This is a genomic window from Streptomyces sp. NPDC093089 (genome assembly GCF_044754405.1).
Lineage (GTDB): Bacteria > Actinomycetota > Actinomycetes > Streptomycetales > Streptomycetaceae > Streptomyces.
The window spans coordinates 44,068-59,845 of record NZ_JBIVPA010000002.1; the positions used below are offsets into that span (position 1 = coordinate 44,068).

12 protein-coding genes and 1 pseudogene are annotated in these 15,778 nt (G+C 73.3%); 6 read left to right on the forward strand and 7 right to left on the reverse strand.

Going from position 1 to position 15,778, the window contains the following annotated elements:
• Positions 1-103: 103 nt before the first annotated feature.
• On the reverse strand, positions 104-2,485 hold the full coding sequence (locus ACIQFX_RS03755; protein WP_402458663.1) for an ABC transporter family substrate-binding protein: 2,382 nt from the start codon (positions 2,483-2,485) through the stop codon (positions 104-106).
• A 247-nt stretch (positions 2,486-2,732) separates the two neighbouring features.
• Here ACIQFX_RS03755 and ACIQFX_RS03760 point away from each other — a divergent pair, with 247 nt between their 5' ends.
• The 4 genes from ACIQFX_RS03760 to ACIQFX_RS03775 are packed head-to-tail and all read left to right on the forward strand — an operon-like array spanning position 2,733 to position 6,469.
• Positions 2,733-2,957 carry a hypothetical protein gene (locus tag ACIQFX_RS03760; RefSeq protein WP_402458665.1) on the forward strand — a complete coding sequence of 75 codons (225 nt, stop codon included), beginning with the start codon at positions 2,733-2,735 and terminating at the stop codon, positions 2,955-2,957.
• A 32-nt stretch (positions 2,958-2,989) separates the two neighbouring features.
• On the forward strand, positions 2,990-3,820 hold the full coding sequence (locus tag ACIQFX_RS03765) for a hypothetical protein (RefSeq protein WP_402458667.1): 831 nt from the start codon (positions 2,990-2,992) through the stop codon (positions 3,818-3,820).
• A gap of 10 nt (positions 3,821-3,830) precedes the next feature.
• Positions 3,831-5,702, forward strand: a complete 1,872-nt coding sequence (locus ACIQFX_RS03770) for a fumarate reductase/succinate dehydrogenase flavoprotein subunit (RefSeq protein WP_402459559.1) — start codon at positions 3,831-3,833, stop codon at positions 5,700-5,702.
• Positions 5,699-6,469, forward strand: a complete 771-nt coding sequence (locus tag ACIQFX_RS03775) for a succinate dehydrogenase/fumarate reductase iron-sulfur subunit (RefSeq protein WP_402458669.1) — start codon at positions 5,699-5,701, stop codon at positions 6,467-6,469. Before ACIQFX_RS03770 ends, ACIQFX_RS03775 begins: the two co-directional genes overlap by 4 nt.
• On the opposite strand, the gene ACIQFX_RS03780 is transcribed toward ACIQFX_RS03775, so the two are convergent.
• The gene (locus ACIQFX_RS03780; protein WP_402458671.1) at positions 6,450-7,292 is read right to left on the reverse strand and encodes a transglutaminase domain-containing protein; all 843 of its coding nucleotides are present in this window, start codon (positions 7,290-7,292) and stop codon (positions 6,450-6,452) included. The two genes, ACIQFX_RS03775 and ACIQFX_RS03780, sit on opposite strands and share 20 nt — an antisense overlap.
• 104 nt (positions 7,293-7,396) lie before the next feature.
• Positions 7,397-8,440: a hypothetical protein gene (locus ACIQFX_RS03785; RefSeq protein WP_402458673.1), complete on the reverse strand. Its 1,044-nt coding sequence runs from the start codon at positions 8,438-8,440 to the stop codon at positions 7,397-7,399.
• A gap of 105 nt (positions 8,441-8,545) precedes the next feature.
• Between ACIQFX_RS03785 and ACIQFX_RS03790 the strand changes: the two genes are divergently transcribed.
• Positions 8,546-10,666, forward strand: coding sequence for a TPM domain-containing protein (locus ACIQFX_RS03790; RefSeq protein ID WP_402458675.1), 2,121 nt, complete (start codon positions 8,546-8,548; stop codon positions 10,664-10,666).
• 68 nt (positions 10,667-10,734) lie between these two features.
• Positions 10,735-11,442 (forward strand): annotated as a pseudogene (locus tag ACIQFX_RS03795) (PspA/IM30 family protein).
• A 143-nt stretch (positions 11,443-11,585) separates the two neighbouring features.
• Here ACIQFX_RS03795 and ACIQFX_RS03800 read toward each other — a convergent pair.
• The 4 genes from ACIQFX_RS03800 to ACIQFX_RS03815 all read right to left on the reverse strand — a co-directional run bounded on the left by ACIQFX_RS03800 (position 11,586) and on the right by ACIQFX_RS03815 (position 15,624).
• Positions 11,586-14,156, reverse strand: a complete 2,571-nt coding sequence (locus ACIQFX_RS03800; RefSeq protein ID WP_402458676.1) for a SpoIIE family protein phosphatase — start codon at positions 14,154-14,156, stop codon at positions 11,586-11,588.
• Positions 14,157-14,300: 144 nt separating this feature from the next.
• Positions 14,301-14,723, reverse strand: coding sequence for an ATP-binding protein (locus ACIQFX_RS03805; RefSeq protein WP_376483257.1), 423 nt, complete (start codon positions 14,721-14,723; stop codon positions 14,301-14,303).
• Between the two features lie 141 nt (positions 14,724-14,864).
• Positions 14,865-15,332 (reverse strand): (deoxy)nucleoside triphosphate pyrophosphohydrolase, encoded by a 468-nt coding sequence (locus tag ACIQFX_RS03810; RefSeq protein ID WP_402458679.1) that lies wholly within the window; start codon positions 15,330-15,332, stop codon positions 14,865-14,867.
• 112 nt (positions 15,333-15,444) lie between these two features.
• On the reverse strand, positions 15,445-15,624 hold the full coding sequence (locus tag ACIQFX_RS03815; protein WP_366308607.1) for an SPOR domain-containing protein: 180 nt from the start codon (positions 15,622-15,624) through the stop codon (positions 15,445-15,447).
• Positions 15,625-15,778: the final 154 nt, after the last annotated feature.

Below are 15,778 nucleotides of genomic sequence, written 5' to 3' on the forward strand. Positions count from 1 at the left end.
GTGCGACCGGGTCAAAGGGCCGACGCGATCCTGCCCGCCGGGTTCGCCGGCGGGCAAGGAACTTGAGCTGCTTCTGAGGTTGTGACCTGCGGTTTCGGAGGTTTCAGCGGTTTCGTTCGGCGCCCTTGGAGGTTTCGGGCTTCTTGAAGCCGATGTCCTGGAAGCGGGGGCCGGCCATACCCCAGGCCCCGGCGTTCACCAGATCGGCCTTGGCGGCGACGAGCTGGGGGCGCTGGTAGAGGGGGATGGAGCCGGCGGCGGCCCAGATCCGGGCGTCGGCCTGGCGGACGAGCTCGCGTGCCTCCTCCTCGTCGAGCGTACCCGCCGCCTGGTCGAACAGCTGGTCGATGCGGTCGGTGCCGACCCGCGAGTAGTTCTGCTCGACCAGCAGCGATCCGTCCGAGGCGGGCTCGGGCTTGGCGAAGATCGGCCGGGCGTCGGTCGCCGGGAAGGCGGAGGCCGGCCAGGAGTAGAGGGCGAGGTCGTAGTCGCCGGAGGCCACGTGGTCCTTGAAGAAGCTCTCGTCCGAGACCTTGGTCACCTCGGTCCGGATGCCCACGGCGTCGAGCATCCGCACGATCCGGTCGCCGACCGCCCGCAGCGACTCGGAGCCGGGCCCGGAGGGCAGGACGAAGCGGAGGCTGAGGGCCTTGCCGTCCTTGCCGAGGGCCCGCGCGGCATCGGGCGCGGTGACCGGGGCGGCGGTGCCGCGCGGGGCGTAGGCCCCGGCCATGCCCTGGTCGGGCTTGACGACCGAGTGGGCGCCGCCGGCCCGGGCCCCGGAGCCGGTGCCGGTGTCGAGGGCCTCGGCGCGGGCGAGGAGCGCGGCGCTCTGGCGGGCGGCTGCGGGAGCCGGGGCGAGGATGCCGGTGCCGCTCTCGGGGCCGTTCGCACCGATGACGGGGGCGGGGACCGCCCGCCGGTCTCCGGGCTTGTCGTCGCCGACGATGTAGAGGCCCTCGTCGGAGGCGGTGTCGGGGGCCTTCTTCTTGGAATCGGTGGAGTCGGTGGAGCCGCCCGCGCCCTTCTCGGCCTTCGCCTTCTGCTCGGCCTCGCTGCCCGCCTTGGTGCCGGCGGGCTTCCGGGCCGCGCCGCCCGGGACCCAGCCCGCGTCGGCGAGGAGGGCCCGCGCCTCCTGGGTGTCCTGGTCGCCGAGCGCGTCGCTGCTGTCGGCGTACGCGGCCTGGCCGGCGAGGGCCAGGTGGCTGCCGGGGGGCCGGGCGGGGAGGCCGAGCGGCTTGAGGACGGATTCGGCCAGCTCCTGGCGGTTGATGGCACGGGCGACCGCGCGCCGGACCCGCTCGTCGGCGAGCGGTCCGGACTCGCCGTTCAGCGAGAGCTGGGTGTAGGCGGGTTCGAGGGACTTGCGGACCACGTATCCGGCGAGGGTGTCCTGGGCGGCCGCGTACTGGGCGATGGCCCGCTGGTTCTCGGTGCGGGCGGCGCGGACCTCGTTCGCCTTCTCGTCGGAGCCGTGGGCGAGGGCCCACGACTTCAGGGCCTTGGAGGGGGTGGTCCCGGAGCCGGGGCCGTGGGCGAGGGCGGCCTGCGCCCCGTTCCGGCCGGCGCGGGCGTCGCGGAGTGCGAGGGCGATCCGTTCGGCCGTGGAGCGGTCGATCTCGGCCAGGTCGAGCTTGCCGGCGGCGAGTGCGGCGGTCCGCTCGGAGCGGGGGACGGCGGAGAGGACGATGCTGTCGAGCTTGGCCGACTGGCCCCACCAGCGGGGGTTGCGGGTGAGGGTGACGCCGCCGCCCTTGCGGTCGATCGACTTCAGCAGGAACGGTCCTGCAGTGACCTTGAGGGTGGTGCGGGCCCCGTCGTTGAAGGTGTTCGGGGACCCCATCACCTGCTTCGGGTACAGCGGGGTGAAGAGGGACTGCCAGTCGGCGTACGGCTTGGCGAAGGTGACCCGCACCTCCAGGTCGTCCTTGCCCCGCTCGATCTTCTCGATCCGCTCGTACCCGGAGTTGCGGGCGGTCCAGTACGCGGTGTCGCGGCCGCTGAGGGCCCGCCACTGCGCCACGAAGTCGGGCGCCCCGATCTCGCGGCCGTCGCTCCACACCGCCTGCTGGTTGAGCTTGTAGAGGACGACCTGCTTGGGCTCGGTCTCGACGACCTGCGCCGACTCCACGTAGTCGGCGTTGCGCTGCGGCCGGCCCCGCTTGTCGATGGTGTAGAGCGAGGGGAGCACGGCGGCCGCGATGCGGGAGGTGGCGCCGTCGGCGTCGGCCTGGAAACTGTTGAGGGTGGTGGGCAGCGCGTCGATCGCCCAGCGCACGGTGCCGCCGTCGGCGACCTCGTCGCGGGCGGTGGGCGCGTTGTCCTGGGCCGCGGCCGGGGACGCGTCGGCCTCGTCGTCGGAGCTGCAGCCGGCGAGCACGGTGACGGCGAGCACCGCACTGGTGAGGGTGGCGACGGAGCGGAGCGTGCGGGAGCGGGGGCTCCTTGAGCATGTCCTCCCGCGAGGGGCGCCGATCTGGGACATGACTTGTACCCCTTCGTCCATATTCATGCCATTTGGAGATGATCAGACCTATTGCTCATACACTGAAAAGGACGGAGCGGTTTCGGCCACGGCGACACGGCGACACGTCCGGAAAACGCCACTCGTGCGGCTCAACGCCGCCGGACCGGGCGCTCCGGACGAGTGGAATCCCGTGCACATGGCTTCCCAAGCGGGATGTGACGCGCGACACTCCTGCCGAAGCCGCTCGCGGAAGTGAGGGCAACCCATGTCCGTTCAGGACGATCTGGCGGCCGTCAAGCGCTGCCTCGAAGACCTGGTCCGCACCGTCGGACAGCTGGAGCGCTCCGTCGGTGCCGAGGGCACGCACCCGGCACCGACGACGGGACGCGCCGAGAGCGTGGTGACCATCCCCGACACCCCGTACGACAGCGGGCTCTGGACGGACACCGACGACGAGGGACTGGGAGCACGCGACCGCCACGCCCCGTAGGACGGACCGGCAACCGACCGTAGGAGGCCCTGTTGGCCGCAGGTACGCAGCCCCCGACGAGCCGCGGAGCCGCCACGGGGGTCCGCGCCCCCGGGCGCGCCGCCCTCACCGCCCGCCATCTGCGCACCGACCGCTGGTGGCTCGCCCCCGCCGCCACCGCGGCGGGGCTGCTCGCGTTCATCGCGTACTCGACCTGGCGGGCCTTCGCCAACGCCGACTACTACGCCGCCCCCTACGTCTCCCCGTTCTACTCGCCCTGCCTGGCGGAGAACTGCGTCCCCATGCACGGCGGACCGAACGCGGAGATCTTCGGCAGCTGGTGGGTGCTCTCCCCCGCCCTGCTCATCCTGGTCTTCCCGCTGGGCTTCCGGCTGACCTGCTACTACTACCGCAAGGCGTACTACCGGAGCTTCTGGGCGTCTCCCCCGGCCTGCGCGGTCGCCGAACCCCACCGCGCCTACACGGGCGAGACCCGGTTCCCGCTGATCCTGCAGAACCTCCACCGGTACTTCTTCTACGCGGCCGTGCCGGTCGCCGCGATCCTCACGTACGACACCGTCCTCACCTTCCGCGACTCCTCCTACGCCTGGGGGCACGCGGGGCTCGGGACGCTGCTGTTCCTCCTCAACATCGCCCTCATCTGGGCGTACACCGTGTCCTGCCACTCCTGCCGGCACATCGTCGGCGGCCGGCTGCGGCACTTCTCGAAGCATCCCGTCCGCTACCGGTTGTGGACCTGGGTCGGACGGCTCAACCGGCACCACATGCGGCTCGCCTGGGCGTCGCTGATCAGCGTCGCCGTCTGCGACCTGTACGTCTACCTGCTCGCCACCGGCGCCTTCGACGACCCGAGGTTCTTCTGACATGAGTCCTGTGAGCTCCGTGGAACGGCAGCGGTGGGACGTGGTCGTGGTCGGCGCGGGCGGCGCCGGACTGCGGGCCGCGATCGAGGCGCGCCGGGCCGGCGCGCGCACCGCCGTCGTCTGCAAGTCCCTCTTCGGCAAGGCGCACACCGTGATGGCCGAGGGCGGCATCGCCGCGTCCATGGCGAACGCCAACGAGCATGACGACTGGAAGGTCCACTTCCGCGACACCATGCGCGGCGGGAAGTTCCTCAACCAGTGGCGGATGGCCGAGCTGCACGCCCAGGAGGCCCCCGAGCGGGTATGGGAGCTGGAGACCTGGGGCGCGCTCTTCGACCGGACCGCGGACGGCCGGATCGCCCAGCGCAACTTCGGCGGCCACGAGTACCCCCGGCTCGCGCACGTCGGCGACCGCACCGGCCTCGAACTGCTCAGGACCCTCCAGCAGAAGGCCGTCGGACTCCAGCAGGAGGACCACCGCGAGACCGGCGACCACGAGTCGCGCCTGAAAGTCTTCCAGGAGTACACCGTCACCCGGATCCTCAAGGACGCCGACGGGCGGGTCGCCGGCGTCTTCTGCTACGAGCGGGAGACCGGGCGCTTCCTCGTCCTGGAGGCGCCCGCCGTCGTCCTCGCCACCGGCGGCATCGGCAAGTCCTTCAAGGTGACCTCGAACTCGTGGGAGTACACGGGCGACGGGCACGCGCTCGCGCTGCTCGCCGGGGCTCCGCTGGTGAACATGGAGTTCGTGCAGTTCCACCCGACCGGCATGGTCTGGCCGCCGTCCGTGAAGGGCATCCTGGTCACCGAGTCCGTGCGCGGCGACGGCGGCGTACTGCGGAACTCCGACGGCAGGCGGTTCATGTTCGACTACGTCCCCGACGTCTTCAAGGAGAAGTACGCGGAGACGGAGGAGGAGGGCGACCGCTGGTACGAGGACCCCGAGCACAACCGGCGCCCGCCCGAACTGCTCCCGCGCGACGAGGTGGCGCGGGCCATCAACGCCGAGGTCAAGGCCGGACGCGGCTCCCCGCACGGCGGGGTGTTCCTCGACGTGTCGACCCGGCTGCCGGCGGACGCCATCCGGCGCCGGCTGCCCTCGATGTACCACCAGTTCAAGGAGCTGGCCGACGTCGACATCACCGCCGAGCCGATGGAGGTCGGGCCGACCTGCCACTACGTGATGGGCGGTGTCGCCGTCGACTCGGAGACCGCCGCCGCGGTCGGCGTCCCGGGGCTCTTCGCCTGCGGCGAGGTCGCCGGCGGCATGCACGGCTCCAACCGGCTCGGCGGCAACTCCCTCTCCGACCTGCTGGTCTTCGGCCGGCGGGCCGGGCTGTACGCGGCGCAGTACGCGGTGTCGGGAGTCGGCCGCGGGGTCGTGGCGGACGACGTGGACGCCGCGCGGGCCGAGGCCCTGGCCCCGTTCGACGGCGGCGGGGAGAACCCGTACACCCTGCACCAGGAGCTCCAGCAGACGATGAACGACCTCGTCGGGATCATCCGGCGGGAGGGCGAGATGGCCGAGGCCCTGGAGCGGATCGACGCCCTGCGGGAGCGGGCCGGGCGGGTCGCGGTCGAGGGGCACCGGCAGTTCAACCCCGGCTGGCACCTCGCCCTCGACCTGCGGAACATGCTGCTCGTGAGCGAGTGCGTGGCCCGGGCGGCCCTGGAGCGCACCGAGTCCCGGGGCGGGCACACCCGCGAGGACCGCCCGGCGATGGAGCGGTCGTGGCGCCCGGTGAACCTGCTGTGCCGGGTCGCCGGCGGCGGCGTCGTCCTGGAGCGGGTGCGCACCGAACCCGTACGGCCCGACCTGCTCGCCCTCTTCGAGAGGGAGGAGCTCGCGAAGTACCTGGCGGAGGAGGAACTGGAGGCATGAGCACCTATCAGGCCCACTTCCGGATCTGGCGCGGCGACGCCGGGGGCGGGGAGCTGACCGACTACACCGTCGAGGTGCACGACGGCGAGGTGGTCCTCGACATCGTCCACCGGCTCCAGGCCACCCAGACGCCCGACCTGGCCGTGCGCTGGAACTGCAAGGCCGGCAAGTGCGGTTCGTGCTCGGCCGAGGTCAACGGGCGGCCGCGGCTGATGTGCATGACCCGGATGTCGGTCTTCGGGCGGGACGAGGTGATCACCGTGACGCCCCTGCGGGCCTTCCCGATCGTCCGCGACCTCGTCACCGACGTCTCGTTCAACTACGCCAAGGCCCGGGAGATCCCGGCGTTCGTCCCGCCCGCCGGCGTCGCTCCCGGCGAGTACCGGATGCGGCAGGAGGACGTCGACCGCTCGCAGGAGTTCCGGAAGTGCATCGAGTGCTTCCTGTGCCAGGACACCTGCCACGTGGTGCGCGACCACGAGGAGAACAAGGAGGCCTTCGCCGGTCCCCGCTTCCTCATGCGGATCGCGGAGCTCGACATGCACCCCCTGGACGCAGCGGACGAGGCCGGACTCGACCGGCGGCGGACCGCCCAGGAGGAGCACGGCCTCGGCTACTGCAACATCACGAAGTGCTGTACGGAGGTGTGCCCGGAGTCCATCCGGATCACCGACAACGCCCTCATCCCGATGAAGGAGCGGGTCGTGGACCGGAAGTACGACCCGCTCGTCTGGCTCGGGAAGACGATCAGGCGGCGGAAGGACTAGTCCCGGCGGCAGGCGCGCCCGCGCCCGCGCTCCAGCGGCCGAGGACCGGCTCGGCGAGGGTGCGGGCGGGGCGGCACAGGGTCTGGCCGTGCCGGTCGAACAGCTCGTCGCGGGAGGAGAAGCGGCCCAGGTCCGTGCGGAGGTGGGCGGAGAGGTCGCAGGGGGCGGTGCCGGCGCAGGCGGCCGGGGCGTCCCAGTCGACGGCGGTGCGGGCGACGGCCTCGAAGAGCGTCTCCGCGCCGGCGTTGGTGAACACGCCGCCGTGCCCGGTCGCGCCGGGTCCCGCCTCGCCGGCCGGCCGGTCCGCCGCCGCGCCGAACAGCTCCGCGATCGGCACCCAGGCGCCGTCGAGCCGGAACTCGGGCCAGGCCAGCAGGACCTCCTCGGGCACGAACGGGCGCAGCTTCGGGAACCGCGGGTACCAGAAGGAGCCGTCGACCAGCAGGCCCCGCACCCGGGTCGCCACGCCGAGCGACCGGGCCACCGCCTCCAGGGCGGCCATCCGCTGGCTGCACGAACCGCGGCCGAGCCGCAGCGTGCGCGACACCCGGCGGCGGTCCTCGACCGAGTACACCGGCCGTACGGCGGAGACGAGGATGCCGTGCGCCACCTGGAGCCTGGCGCGGTCCGTGACGGCTCCCCGCGCCTCGGAGCCGCGCAGCACCCGCGCCACGAGGGCGGTCACGAGCGGGTGCTCCAGGTCGAGGATCGGGGTGGGCAGGGTCGAGCCGGGGACCTCCCCCGCGGGGGTTCCCCCGTCACCGGCGGGGGCGGCACGAGTGGCACGGACGGTGCGGACGGGCATCAGCATGCGGCTGGTCATGGCGTACTCCCCCTGGTCCACGGCCCGCGCGGGCCGTGCGGCACCCATCCTCCTCCGCCCGTTCCCGCCCCGGCGGCCGGGGTCCCCGCTCCGTGCGGGCCCGCTCAGTGCCAGCCCGCGCGGTAGGCCGCCCAGTCCCCCTCGCGCGCGGCGAAGTCGACGTAGAGGGCGAGGCCGAAGCGCTCGCGGCCCGGGTCCGTGCGGCCGAGGCCCAGCCGCGCGCCCCTGACGGCCGCGGCGACGGTCTCCGCGTTCTCGTGGTGGCCGAGGTCGTCCTCGTGGAAGAAGGGGAGCCCCATCAGCAGGTCGGTCGACTCCGGGGTGACCTCCAGGGCGAGGCTCGTCTGCTGGGCGACGTACCCGCCGTAGAGGCTCTCCAGCGGCATCCACGTGTCGTACGACATGACGGCTATCTGGTCGACGCGCCGGGCGACCTCGCCGAAGAACTCCTGCGACCACCACTTCTCGCTGCCGCTGACCGCGCCGAGCGCCGTGTGGGCGCCCGGCAGCGGGTCGATCTGGTGGGCGGCGACCGAGAGCGGGGCCTTGCGGGCGCGGGTCACCTTCCCGAGGTCGTCGAGGAGGGAGAGGTAGTCCCGGTCGTCGGAGTGCAGCGGTTCCAGGTCGAAGTGGACCCCGTCGAACCCGGCGTCGAGGACCTGCCGGGCCGAGCCCACCACGGCCCGCCGGGACCCGGCGTCCTCCAGGCGCAGCCCCGTGGGGCCCTCGGTGGCCAGGACGTCGCCCAGCCAGGCCTGGACCCGTATCCCCGGCATGGTCCGGTGCACCCCGTCGATCAGCCACTTCGCCCGGGGGTACCTGGCGGCCGGCAGGGTCCCGTCGTGCTCCAGGGGCCCGGCGTGCACGTACAGGTCGCGTATGCCCGTGCCCTTGAGCCGGGCGGCGAGCGCCGTCAGGTCGGCGTCCTTCTTGCGTCCGTCGACCCAGGCGTGGCCGATCCAGAAGGCGTCCTTGCCGCGCGTCCTGGCGTCGTCCCTGAGGTCGCCGGCGTAGCTGACGCGGAGGGCGAGGGCCCCGAAGAGCGGGGGCACGACCAGGACGAGCACGAGGCCCAAGGCCCACCAGCGCCCCCGCCGCCACCACCGCCGCAGCCGTCCGTTCAACCCGAGCCCCCCGAAGGTCGTCACGCCACTGGAACCACCGTAGAGGCGGCCACCGACAGTGACGCCCGGGGGCCGGGAACGGTTTCGGTCCGGTCGCGGCACGCGAAACCCGGACATAACCTCCCCTTTGTGACGCGCATAGCCACCCGAGCCCTTCTCGCAGCACTGGTGGCGGCGTGGTGGCTCCTCGCGCCCGCCGTGCACGGTGCCCACGCCGACGAGCCCGTCGCCCTGTCCCGCGACGGGCAGATCACCGACCGGGTGGACGCCCTCGGCGACCGCCGCCCCGCGGTGGTCGAGGCCCTCGACCGGCTCTACGAGGACCAGCGGATCCAGCTCTTCGTCGTCTACGTACGGGACTTCTCCGGGCGCACGGGGCAGAGCTGGGCCGACGCCACCGCCGAGCGCAACGGCCTCGGCGCCGAGGACGTCCTCCTCGCGGTCGCCACCCACGACCGGCAGTACGGCTACTCCGCCGACCCGGCCTCGCGCCTCACCCAGGACCAGCTCGACGACGTGGCCAGGACCGCCGTCGAACCGGCGCTGCGGCAGAACGACTGGGCCGGCGCCGCCATCGGCGCGGCGAACGGCTACGACGCCGTCCTCGCCGGGCGGCCCGTCCCCGTCCCCGCGATCACCCCCGGACCCGCCGACCCCGGCGGCGCGGCCGACGACGGCACCTCCGCCTCCGACCTCGTCCTGCCGGTGGTCCTCGTCGGCGGCGCGGGAGCCGTGGCGGCCTACGCGTACGCCAAACGGCGCCGGCGCACCGAGACCCGCACCACCCCCCGGGGCGGGCAGGGCTGGGGCCCGCCGCCGGAACCCGCACCCCCGTCCCTGGACGAACTCGACGGCCAAGCCCGGCACGTGCTGGTCGCCACCGACGACGCCGTCCGCACCAGCCAGGAGGAACTCGGCTTCGCCTCCGCCCAGTTCGGCGAGGACGCGGTACGCCCCTTCACCGAGGCCGTCGCGTTCGCCAAGGAGCAGCTGACGGCGTCCTTCCGACTGCGGCAGAAGCTCGACGACTCCTTCCCCGAGGACGACTCCACCCGCCGGGCGATGCTGGAGGAGATCCTCCGCCGCTGCGCGGAGGCGGACGCCCGGCTCGACGCCGAGACCGAGGACTTCGACCGGCTCCGGGCCCTGGAGCGGACCGCCCCCGAGGCGCTGGCCACGGTCGAGGCCGCGTTCCGGGAGCAGACCGGACGGGTGGGCACGGCCGAGGCGGCGCTGACCGCCATGCGCGAGCGGTACGCCGAGACGGCCGCCTCCCCCGTCGCCGGCGACGTCGAGCAGGCGAAGGACCGGCTCGTGTTCGCGACGACCCACGTCAACCAGGCCCGCCAGCAGATCGACGCCGGGGACAACGGCGGCGCCGCCGTGCACATCCGGGCGGCCGAGGGCGCCGTGGACCAGGCGGCCCGGCTGATCGAGGCGGTGGACCGCAGGGCGCAGGAACTGGCCGAGGCGGTGGGCAAGCTGCCGGGTGCGCTCTCGGAGACGGACGCGGACCTCGCGGACGCCCGCGGCCTGCTCGGCGGTACCGCCGCCGGGGTGTCCACGGCCGACCTCCGGGGCCGGATCGCCCGGGCCGAGTCCGTGGTCGCCGAGGTGCGGCGCGGCACGGAGGCCGGGCGGTACGACCCGATCGACGCCCTGCGCCGGGTCGAGGAGGCCGACACGGCGCTCGACGAGGCCCTGGAGGGCGCACGGGAGCGTGAGTCGGGCACCCGGCGCGCCCGCGCGCTCCTGGATCAGGCGATGCTGACCGCCCGCTCGGCGATCGGCGCGGCCTCGGACTACGTCACCACCCACCGGGGCGCGGTGGGCAGCGAGGCCCGTACGCGCCTGGCCGAGGCCCAGCGGCACTGGAACGAGGCCCACTCGCTGGCCGCCGCCGAGGACCCGCAGGCCGCGCTCGCGGAGGCCCGGCAGGCGGACGCGCTCGCCCGGCGCGCCCAGGACCTCGCCGAGCAGGACGTCCGCACGTACGGGAACCCGAACGGCCTGGGCGGTGTATCAGGAGTGGGAGGAAGCGGCGGCGGCGGGCTCGGCGGCGCGGTCCTCGGCGGCATCATCCTCGGTGGGCTGTTCGGCGGGGGACGGGGAAGCGGGCACGGGGGGTTCGGTGGACGTTCGGGCGGGGGTTCCGGTGGGGGGTTCGGGGGTGGTGGCTTCGGCGGCGGGCCCGGCAGCTTCGGCGGCAGCGGCACGCGCGGCCGGCTGGGCGGCGGCGGTCGTTTCTGAGGGCGGACCGCTCCGCGTCCTCCCCGCCCTCCCTTTTCCCGTCCCTCTCAAGGAGCTCAAGGAGAGCCATGAGCAAGCAGACCGTCCTCGGCCGTGTCACCCAGCTGGCGAAGGCCAACATCAACGCGCTCCTCGACCAGGCGGAGGACCCGCAGAAGATGCTGGACCAGCTGATCCGCGACTACGCGGACAACATCGCGGAGGCCGAGGAGGCGGTGGCCTCGACCATCGGCAACCTCCGGCTGATGGAGCAGGACCACGAGGAGGACGTGGAGGCCGCGAAGGAGTGGGGCGGCAAGGCCCTCGCCGCGAGCCGGAAGGCGGACGAGCTGCGGAGCGGCGGGCAGACGGCGGAGGCGGACCGCTTCGACAACCTGGCGAAGGTGGCGCTGGGCCGCCAGCTCCAGTCCGAGAAGGAGGCGCGGACGGCGGAGCCGACGATCGCCGCGCAGACCGAGGTGGTGGCGAAGCTCAGGAGCGGCCTCGATTAGATGAAGGCCAAGCTCGGCGAACTCCGGGCGAAGCGCGACGAGCTGGTCGCCCGCGCCACGTCGGCGCGGGCGCAGAACCGGATGATGGACGCGGTGAAGAGCATCGACGTGCTCGACCCGACGAGCGAACTGAGCCGCTTCGAGGACAAGGTGCGCCGGGAGGAGGCGCGGGCGATGGGCAAGCAGGAGCTCGCCGCCTCCTCCCTGGACGCCCAGTTCGAGCAGCTGGACGCGCTCGGCGACAGCGCCGAGATCGAGGCCCGGCTGGCCGCGCTCAAGGGCTGATCCGCCGGCTCCTCGCGGCCGTACGGAAGCACGCCGCAGGACGCGCCTCGGGCCGCGCCCCGGAGCGGACCCCTGGGCAGGCCTCAGAGCATCCGTCGGTACGTCCGTCGGTACGTCCGTCGGTACGTCCGTCGGACCATGCCTCAGAACATGCTGAGGAGTTGCTCCACCGTGGGCTCGGCCGCCCCCTCGCCGTCCGGCAGGGCCAGTTCGAACCAGACGGTCTTGCCGCGCGGGGTGCGGCGCGAGCCCCAGGAGGAGGACAGCAGGCCGACGAGCTGGAGGCCGCGGCCGCCCTCGTCGGTGTCCCGGGCCCGGCGGCGCCGCGGCTGGACCAGGCCCGCGTCCCAGACCTCGCAGACGAGGGTGCGGTCGCGCAGCAGCCGCAGCCTGATCTCGCCCTCGCCGTACCGCAGCGCGTTGGTGACGAGTTCGCTGACGAGGAGTTCGACGGTGTCGACGAGCGGTTCGAGGTCCCAGGCCGCGAGCTGGGCGCGGGCGAGTTCGCGGGCCCGGCCGACCGAGCGGGGTTCCCTGGGCAGCTGCCAGTCGCCGACGGCCTCGCTGGGGAGCCCTTGGATCCTGGCCATCAGGAGGGCGATGTCGTCCTCGCCGTGGCCGGTGTTCAGGCTGTTCAGGACGCGGTCGCAGACGTCCTCGAGCGGGCGGGCCGGGTCGGTGAGGGCGCGCCGGAAGGCGTTGAGGCCCTCGTCCAGGGGATGGTCGCGGGACTCGACGAGGCCGTCGGTGTAGAGCGCGAGCAGCGCGCCCTCCGGGAGTTCGACCTCGACCTCCTCGAAGGGTTCGCCGCCGACCCCGAGCGGCATCCCCGGGGGCACGTCGAGCAGCAGGGCCTCCTCGCCGGGTTCGACGAGCACCGGCGGGAGGTGTCCGGCGTTGGCGAAGGTGCAGCGGCGGGTGACCGCGTCGTAGACGGCGTAGACGCAGGTGGCGAGGTAGACCTCGGAGAGTTCGGGGCCCCGGGACTTCTGGCTGCGGGACTGCTGCGTGCCGATGGGGGCACCGAGGCCGCGGGCGATCTCGTCGAGGTGGGAGAGGACCTCGGCCGGCTCCAGGTCGAGCTGGGCGAGGGTGCGGACGGCGGTGCGCAGCTCGCCCATGGCGACGGCCGCGCGCAGGCCGCGGCCCATGACGTCGCCGATGACGAGGGCGGTGCGGTGGCCGGGGAGTTCGATGACGTCGAACCAGTCGCCGCCGACCTCGGTGGCGGTGGTGCCCGGGAGGTAGCGGCAGGCGATGTCGAGGCCGGCCGCCTCGGGGTCGCCGGGTGGGAGCAGGCTGCGCTGGAGGATGAGCGCCCGTTCGTGCTCGCGGCGGTAGAGGCGCGCGTTGTCGATGCAGACGGCGGCGCGGGCGGCGAGTTCGACGGCGAGGGCCCGGTCGCGCTCCCCGAAGGGTTCGCTGCCCTTGGTGCGGGAGAACTGGACGAGGCCGACGACGATGTCGTGGGCGACCATCGGGACGACCAGGGTGGACTGGACGAGTTCGCCGTCGGCGCCGGGCACCGTCCGGACGCGGCCGGTGCGCAGGGCCCCGGCGCACGGCGAGTTGAAGGGGTAGCGGTGGACGGCCCCGACCTCGATGGGCACGGGTCCGCAACAGCCGCTGTCGGCGGCGTGGCCCTCGTCGGTTCTGAGGGGGGTGTCCGAGACGGCGCTGGCGAAGGCGACCCTGCGGAGTTCGGCGCTGCCCGCCCCGTAGCCGACGTCGTGGGAGCTGCCCCAGCGGCCGGGCGGGGCCTCGTCGCCGGTGAGCAGGCCCTGGTAGAGGTCGACGGAGGCGAGGTCGCAGAAGCCGGGGACGGCGACGTCGAGCAGCTCCCGGGCGGTGGCCTCCAGGTCGAGGGAGTTGCCGATGCGGGCCCCCGCCTCGTTGAGGAGGGCGAGGTTGCGGCGGGCACTGGCGGCTTCCCTCGCCGCGTTGTGACGGCGGGTGACGTCGATGCCGAGGCCGGCGACGCCGACCGGCCGCCCGGAACCGCTGTGGACCCGGTAGAGGTTGATGGACCAGTGGCGGCGGTCCCGGGCGCCGGGCGCGGCGCCGACGATCCGGAAGTCGGTGACGGACTCCCCGGTGTCGAGGACCCGCTGGAGGGCGGTGGTCATCCGGTCGGCCTCGGGCCGGGTGAGGTAGTCGTGGACGGTGCGGCCCCGGTGGTCGTCGGCGGAGCCGCCGAAGACGGTGGCGAAGCGCCGGTTGGCCCGCTTGACCGTGAGGTCGGTGCCGAAGAGGAGGAAGCCGAAGGGGGATTGGCCGAATATCGCCTGGGAGGCGGCGAGGTCGGTCTCGATGCGGCGGAGGGCGCGCACGTCGACGACGATGCACAGCGCGGCCCGTTCGCCGGTCTGGGTCTCGCTCGGCATCACGTACATCTCGGCGATGCCGTGGGGCTGGTCCTCGCCGGGCAGACGGAAGGGGACGAGTCCCGTCCACTCCTTGCCGTCGAGGATCTCCCTGACCCGTCGGTGGCCTCGCTCGCGCAGGTCGGCGGGAATGAAGGCCTCGACGGGATCCTTGCCCCTGGCCTCCTCGGCGGTGACTCCGAAGAGGTCCACGGCCCGCCGGCTCCACTGCTCGACGAGGCCGTCGGGCCCGATCGAGAAGGAGGCGACCCGGATGTAGTCATAGATGGAGCCGGGCGGGCTGCTCTGCCACACGACGCCGCCGCTCGCCGTCTCGAATATCTCGCTCACGCGACCGTCCCCTCCAGCTCACCGCACCGGATCGGCCATGCCCGCAGTATTCAATACGGCAGGCCCCGACGGCACGACGTTCCCGATCACAGGGTGGTCTCGGTCGTCCCGTGCCGAGTACCGGTGATCGTTGTCCCTCCCTGTTTACTCACCAGGGAGAGCCAGCTCGAACCATACGGTTTTGCCCGTCCTTCCTTTACGGGTCCCCCAGCGGCGGGCGGAACAGGCCACGAGGCCGAGGCCGCGACCCCCTTCGTCCTCGGGTCCCGGGGCGCGCGCGGTCGGCGGATCCGGAAGCGGATCGGAAACCTCCACGAGCAGCGCCGGCGGGTGGGAGGGGTCGGCGTCGGCGGGGCGGGGCCGGACGAGCCGGACCCCGATGGGGCCGGACGCGTACCGCAGGGAGTTGGTCACCAGCTCGCTGACCAGCAGGACGGTCACATCCCCGAGGGCCGCGTCGAGCTCCCAGGCGCGCAGGGTCTCGCGCACCGCGTGGCGGGCCGTACGCACGGCGTTCGCCTCCGCGGGGAAGTTCCACTCGGCGCGGTCGCCGTCGGTGTCGATCACACCCGATCACTTCCCCAGCCGTGCGTCAGCGGAAGGGCCACGTCCCCTTACAGGGATCAATCTGGACATACCCGGAATTACGGGCGGGATATCGTACGGGTCGCAGGAGCGGGCGCACGGTGGCACGAACGGCGTAGAGACTCAGCCCCGCGCTCCGTCGGCGGGCGCCTCCGGCATCCGCAGCGCGGCCTCGGCGACGGCGGGGCGGTCCTGGTCGAGCCAGTCGACAGCGTCGAGTTCGTGCCGGGTGAGCCAGCGCAGTTCGTCGTGGTCCTCCAGCGGGCGGGGCGTGCCGGAGAGCAGCCGGGCGGTCCACACCCGCAGGACGTAACCGGGCTTCAGCGGCCATTCACCGGGGATGCGTTCACCCGGCTCGACCTCCACGCCGAGCTCCTCGCGGAGCTCGCGGACCAGGGCCTGCTCACCGGTCTCGCCCGGTTCGAGCTTGCCTCCGGGCAGTTCCCAACGGCCGGCGAGCTCGGCGGGGGCGCTGCGGCGGGCGGCGAGCAGCCGCCCCTCGTCGTACAGGGCTCCCGCGACGACGACCACGGCGTCGGGTTCGCGGGTCGGGGCGGGGTCGGCGGCAGGGTCGGTGGCGCGTTCGGTCATGGGCGCGAGCGTAGTCCGCCCCGCCGGCGGCCGACGCGTCCGGAGAGCGGGGGTGCCGATGCGCACGGAGGCCGGGACGCCGGCGCGCTCGGAGGGCGGGGTGCCGCCGTCCTCAGAGGGCGGGGGTGCCGATGCGCTCGACCCAGTAGAGCTGCTTGTGACCGCGGTCGTCGAGGCTGTCCGCGATCTTCTGGGCCTCGTCCCTGGTCGCGTACCTCCCCACCCGGTAGCGATTGCCGTTGTCGTCCTGCCTTATGACCAGCCAGGGCAGGAGGGGGCCGCTGTCGGTCATCAGGCCGCTCCTTCCGCCGGTCCGGGCGCCGTCGAGGATCTCCGGGAAACCGCAATCCGCATATGCCGGAGCTTACGCCTGACCTTCACACAGCGGTTATGCGTTTTCACAAAGAGATACGGATCGGCCGGGAACCGACGGAAGGAGGCCGAAG

Excerpts from the sequence above, each read along its gene's own strand:
- ACIQFX_RS03815 (WP_366308607.1), bottom strand. The coding sequence starts at position 15,624 with ATGACCGACAGCGGCCCCCTCCTGCCCTGGCTGGTCATAAGGCAGGAC.
- ACIQFX_RS03775 (WP_402458669.1), top strand. The coding sequence starts at position 5,699 with ATGAGCACCTATCAGGCCCACTTCCGGATCTGGCGCGGCGACGCCGGG.
- ACIQFX_RS03760 (WP_402458665.1), top strand. The coding sequence starts at position 2,733 with ATGTCCGTTCAGGACGATCTGGCGGCCGTCAAGCGCTGCCTCGAAGAC.
- ACIQFX_RS03755 (WP_402458663.1), bottom strand. The coding sequence starts at position 2,485 with ATGTCCCAGATCGGCGCCCCTCGCGGGAGGACATGCTCAAGGAGCCCC.
- ACIQFX_RS03780 (WP_402458671.1), bottom strand. The coding sequence starts at position 7,292 with ATGACCAGCCGCATGCTGATGCCCGTCCGCACCGTCCGTGCCACTCGT.
- ACIQFX_RS03810 (WP_402458679.1), bottom strand. The coding sequence starts at position 15,332 with ATGACCGAACGCGCCACCGACCCTGCCGCCGACCCCGCCCCGACCCGC.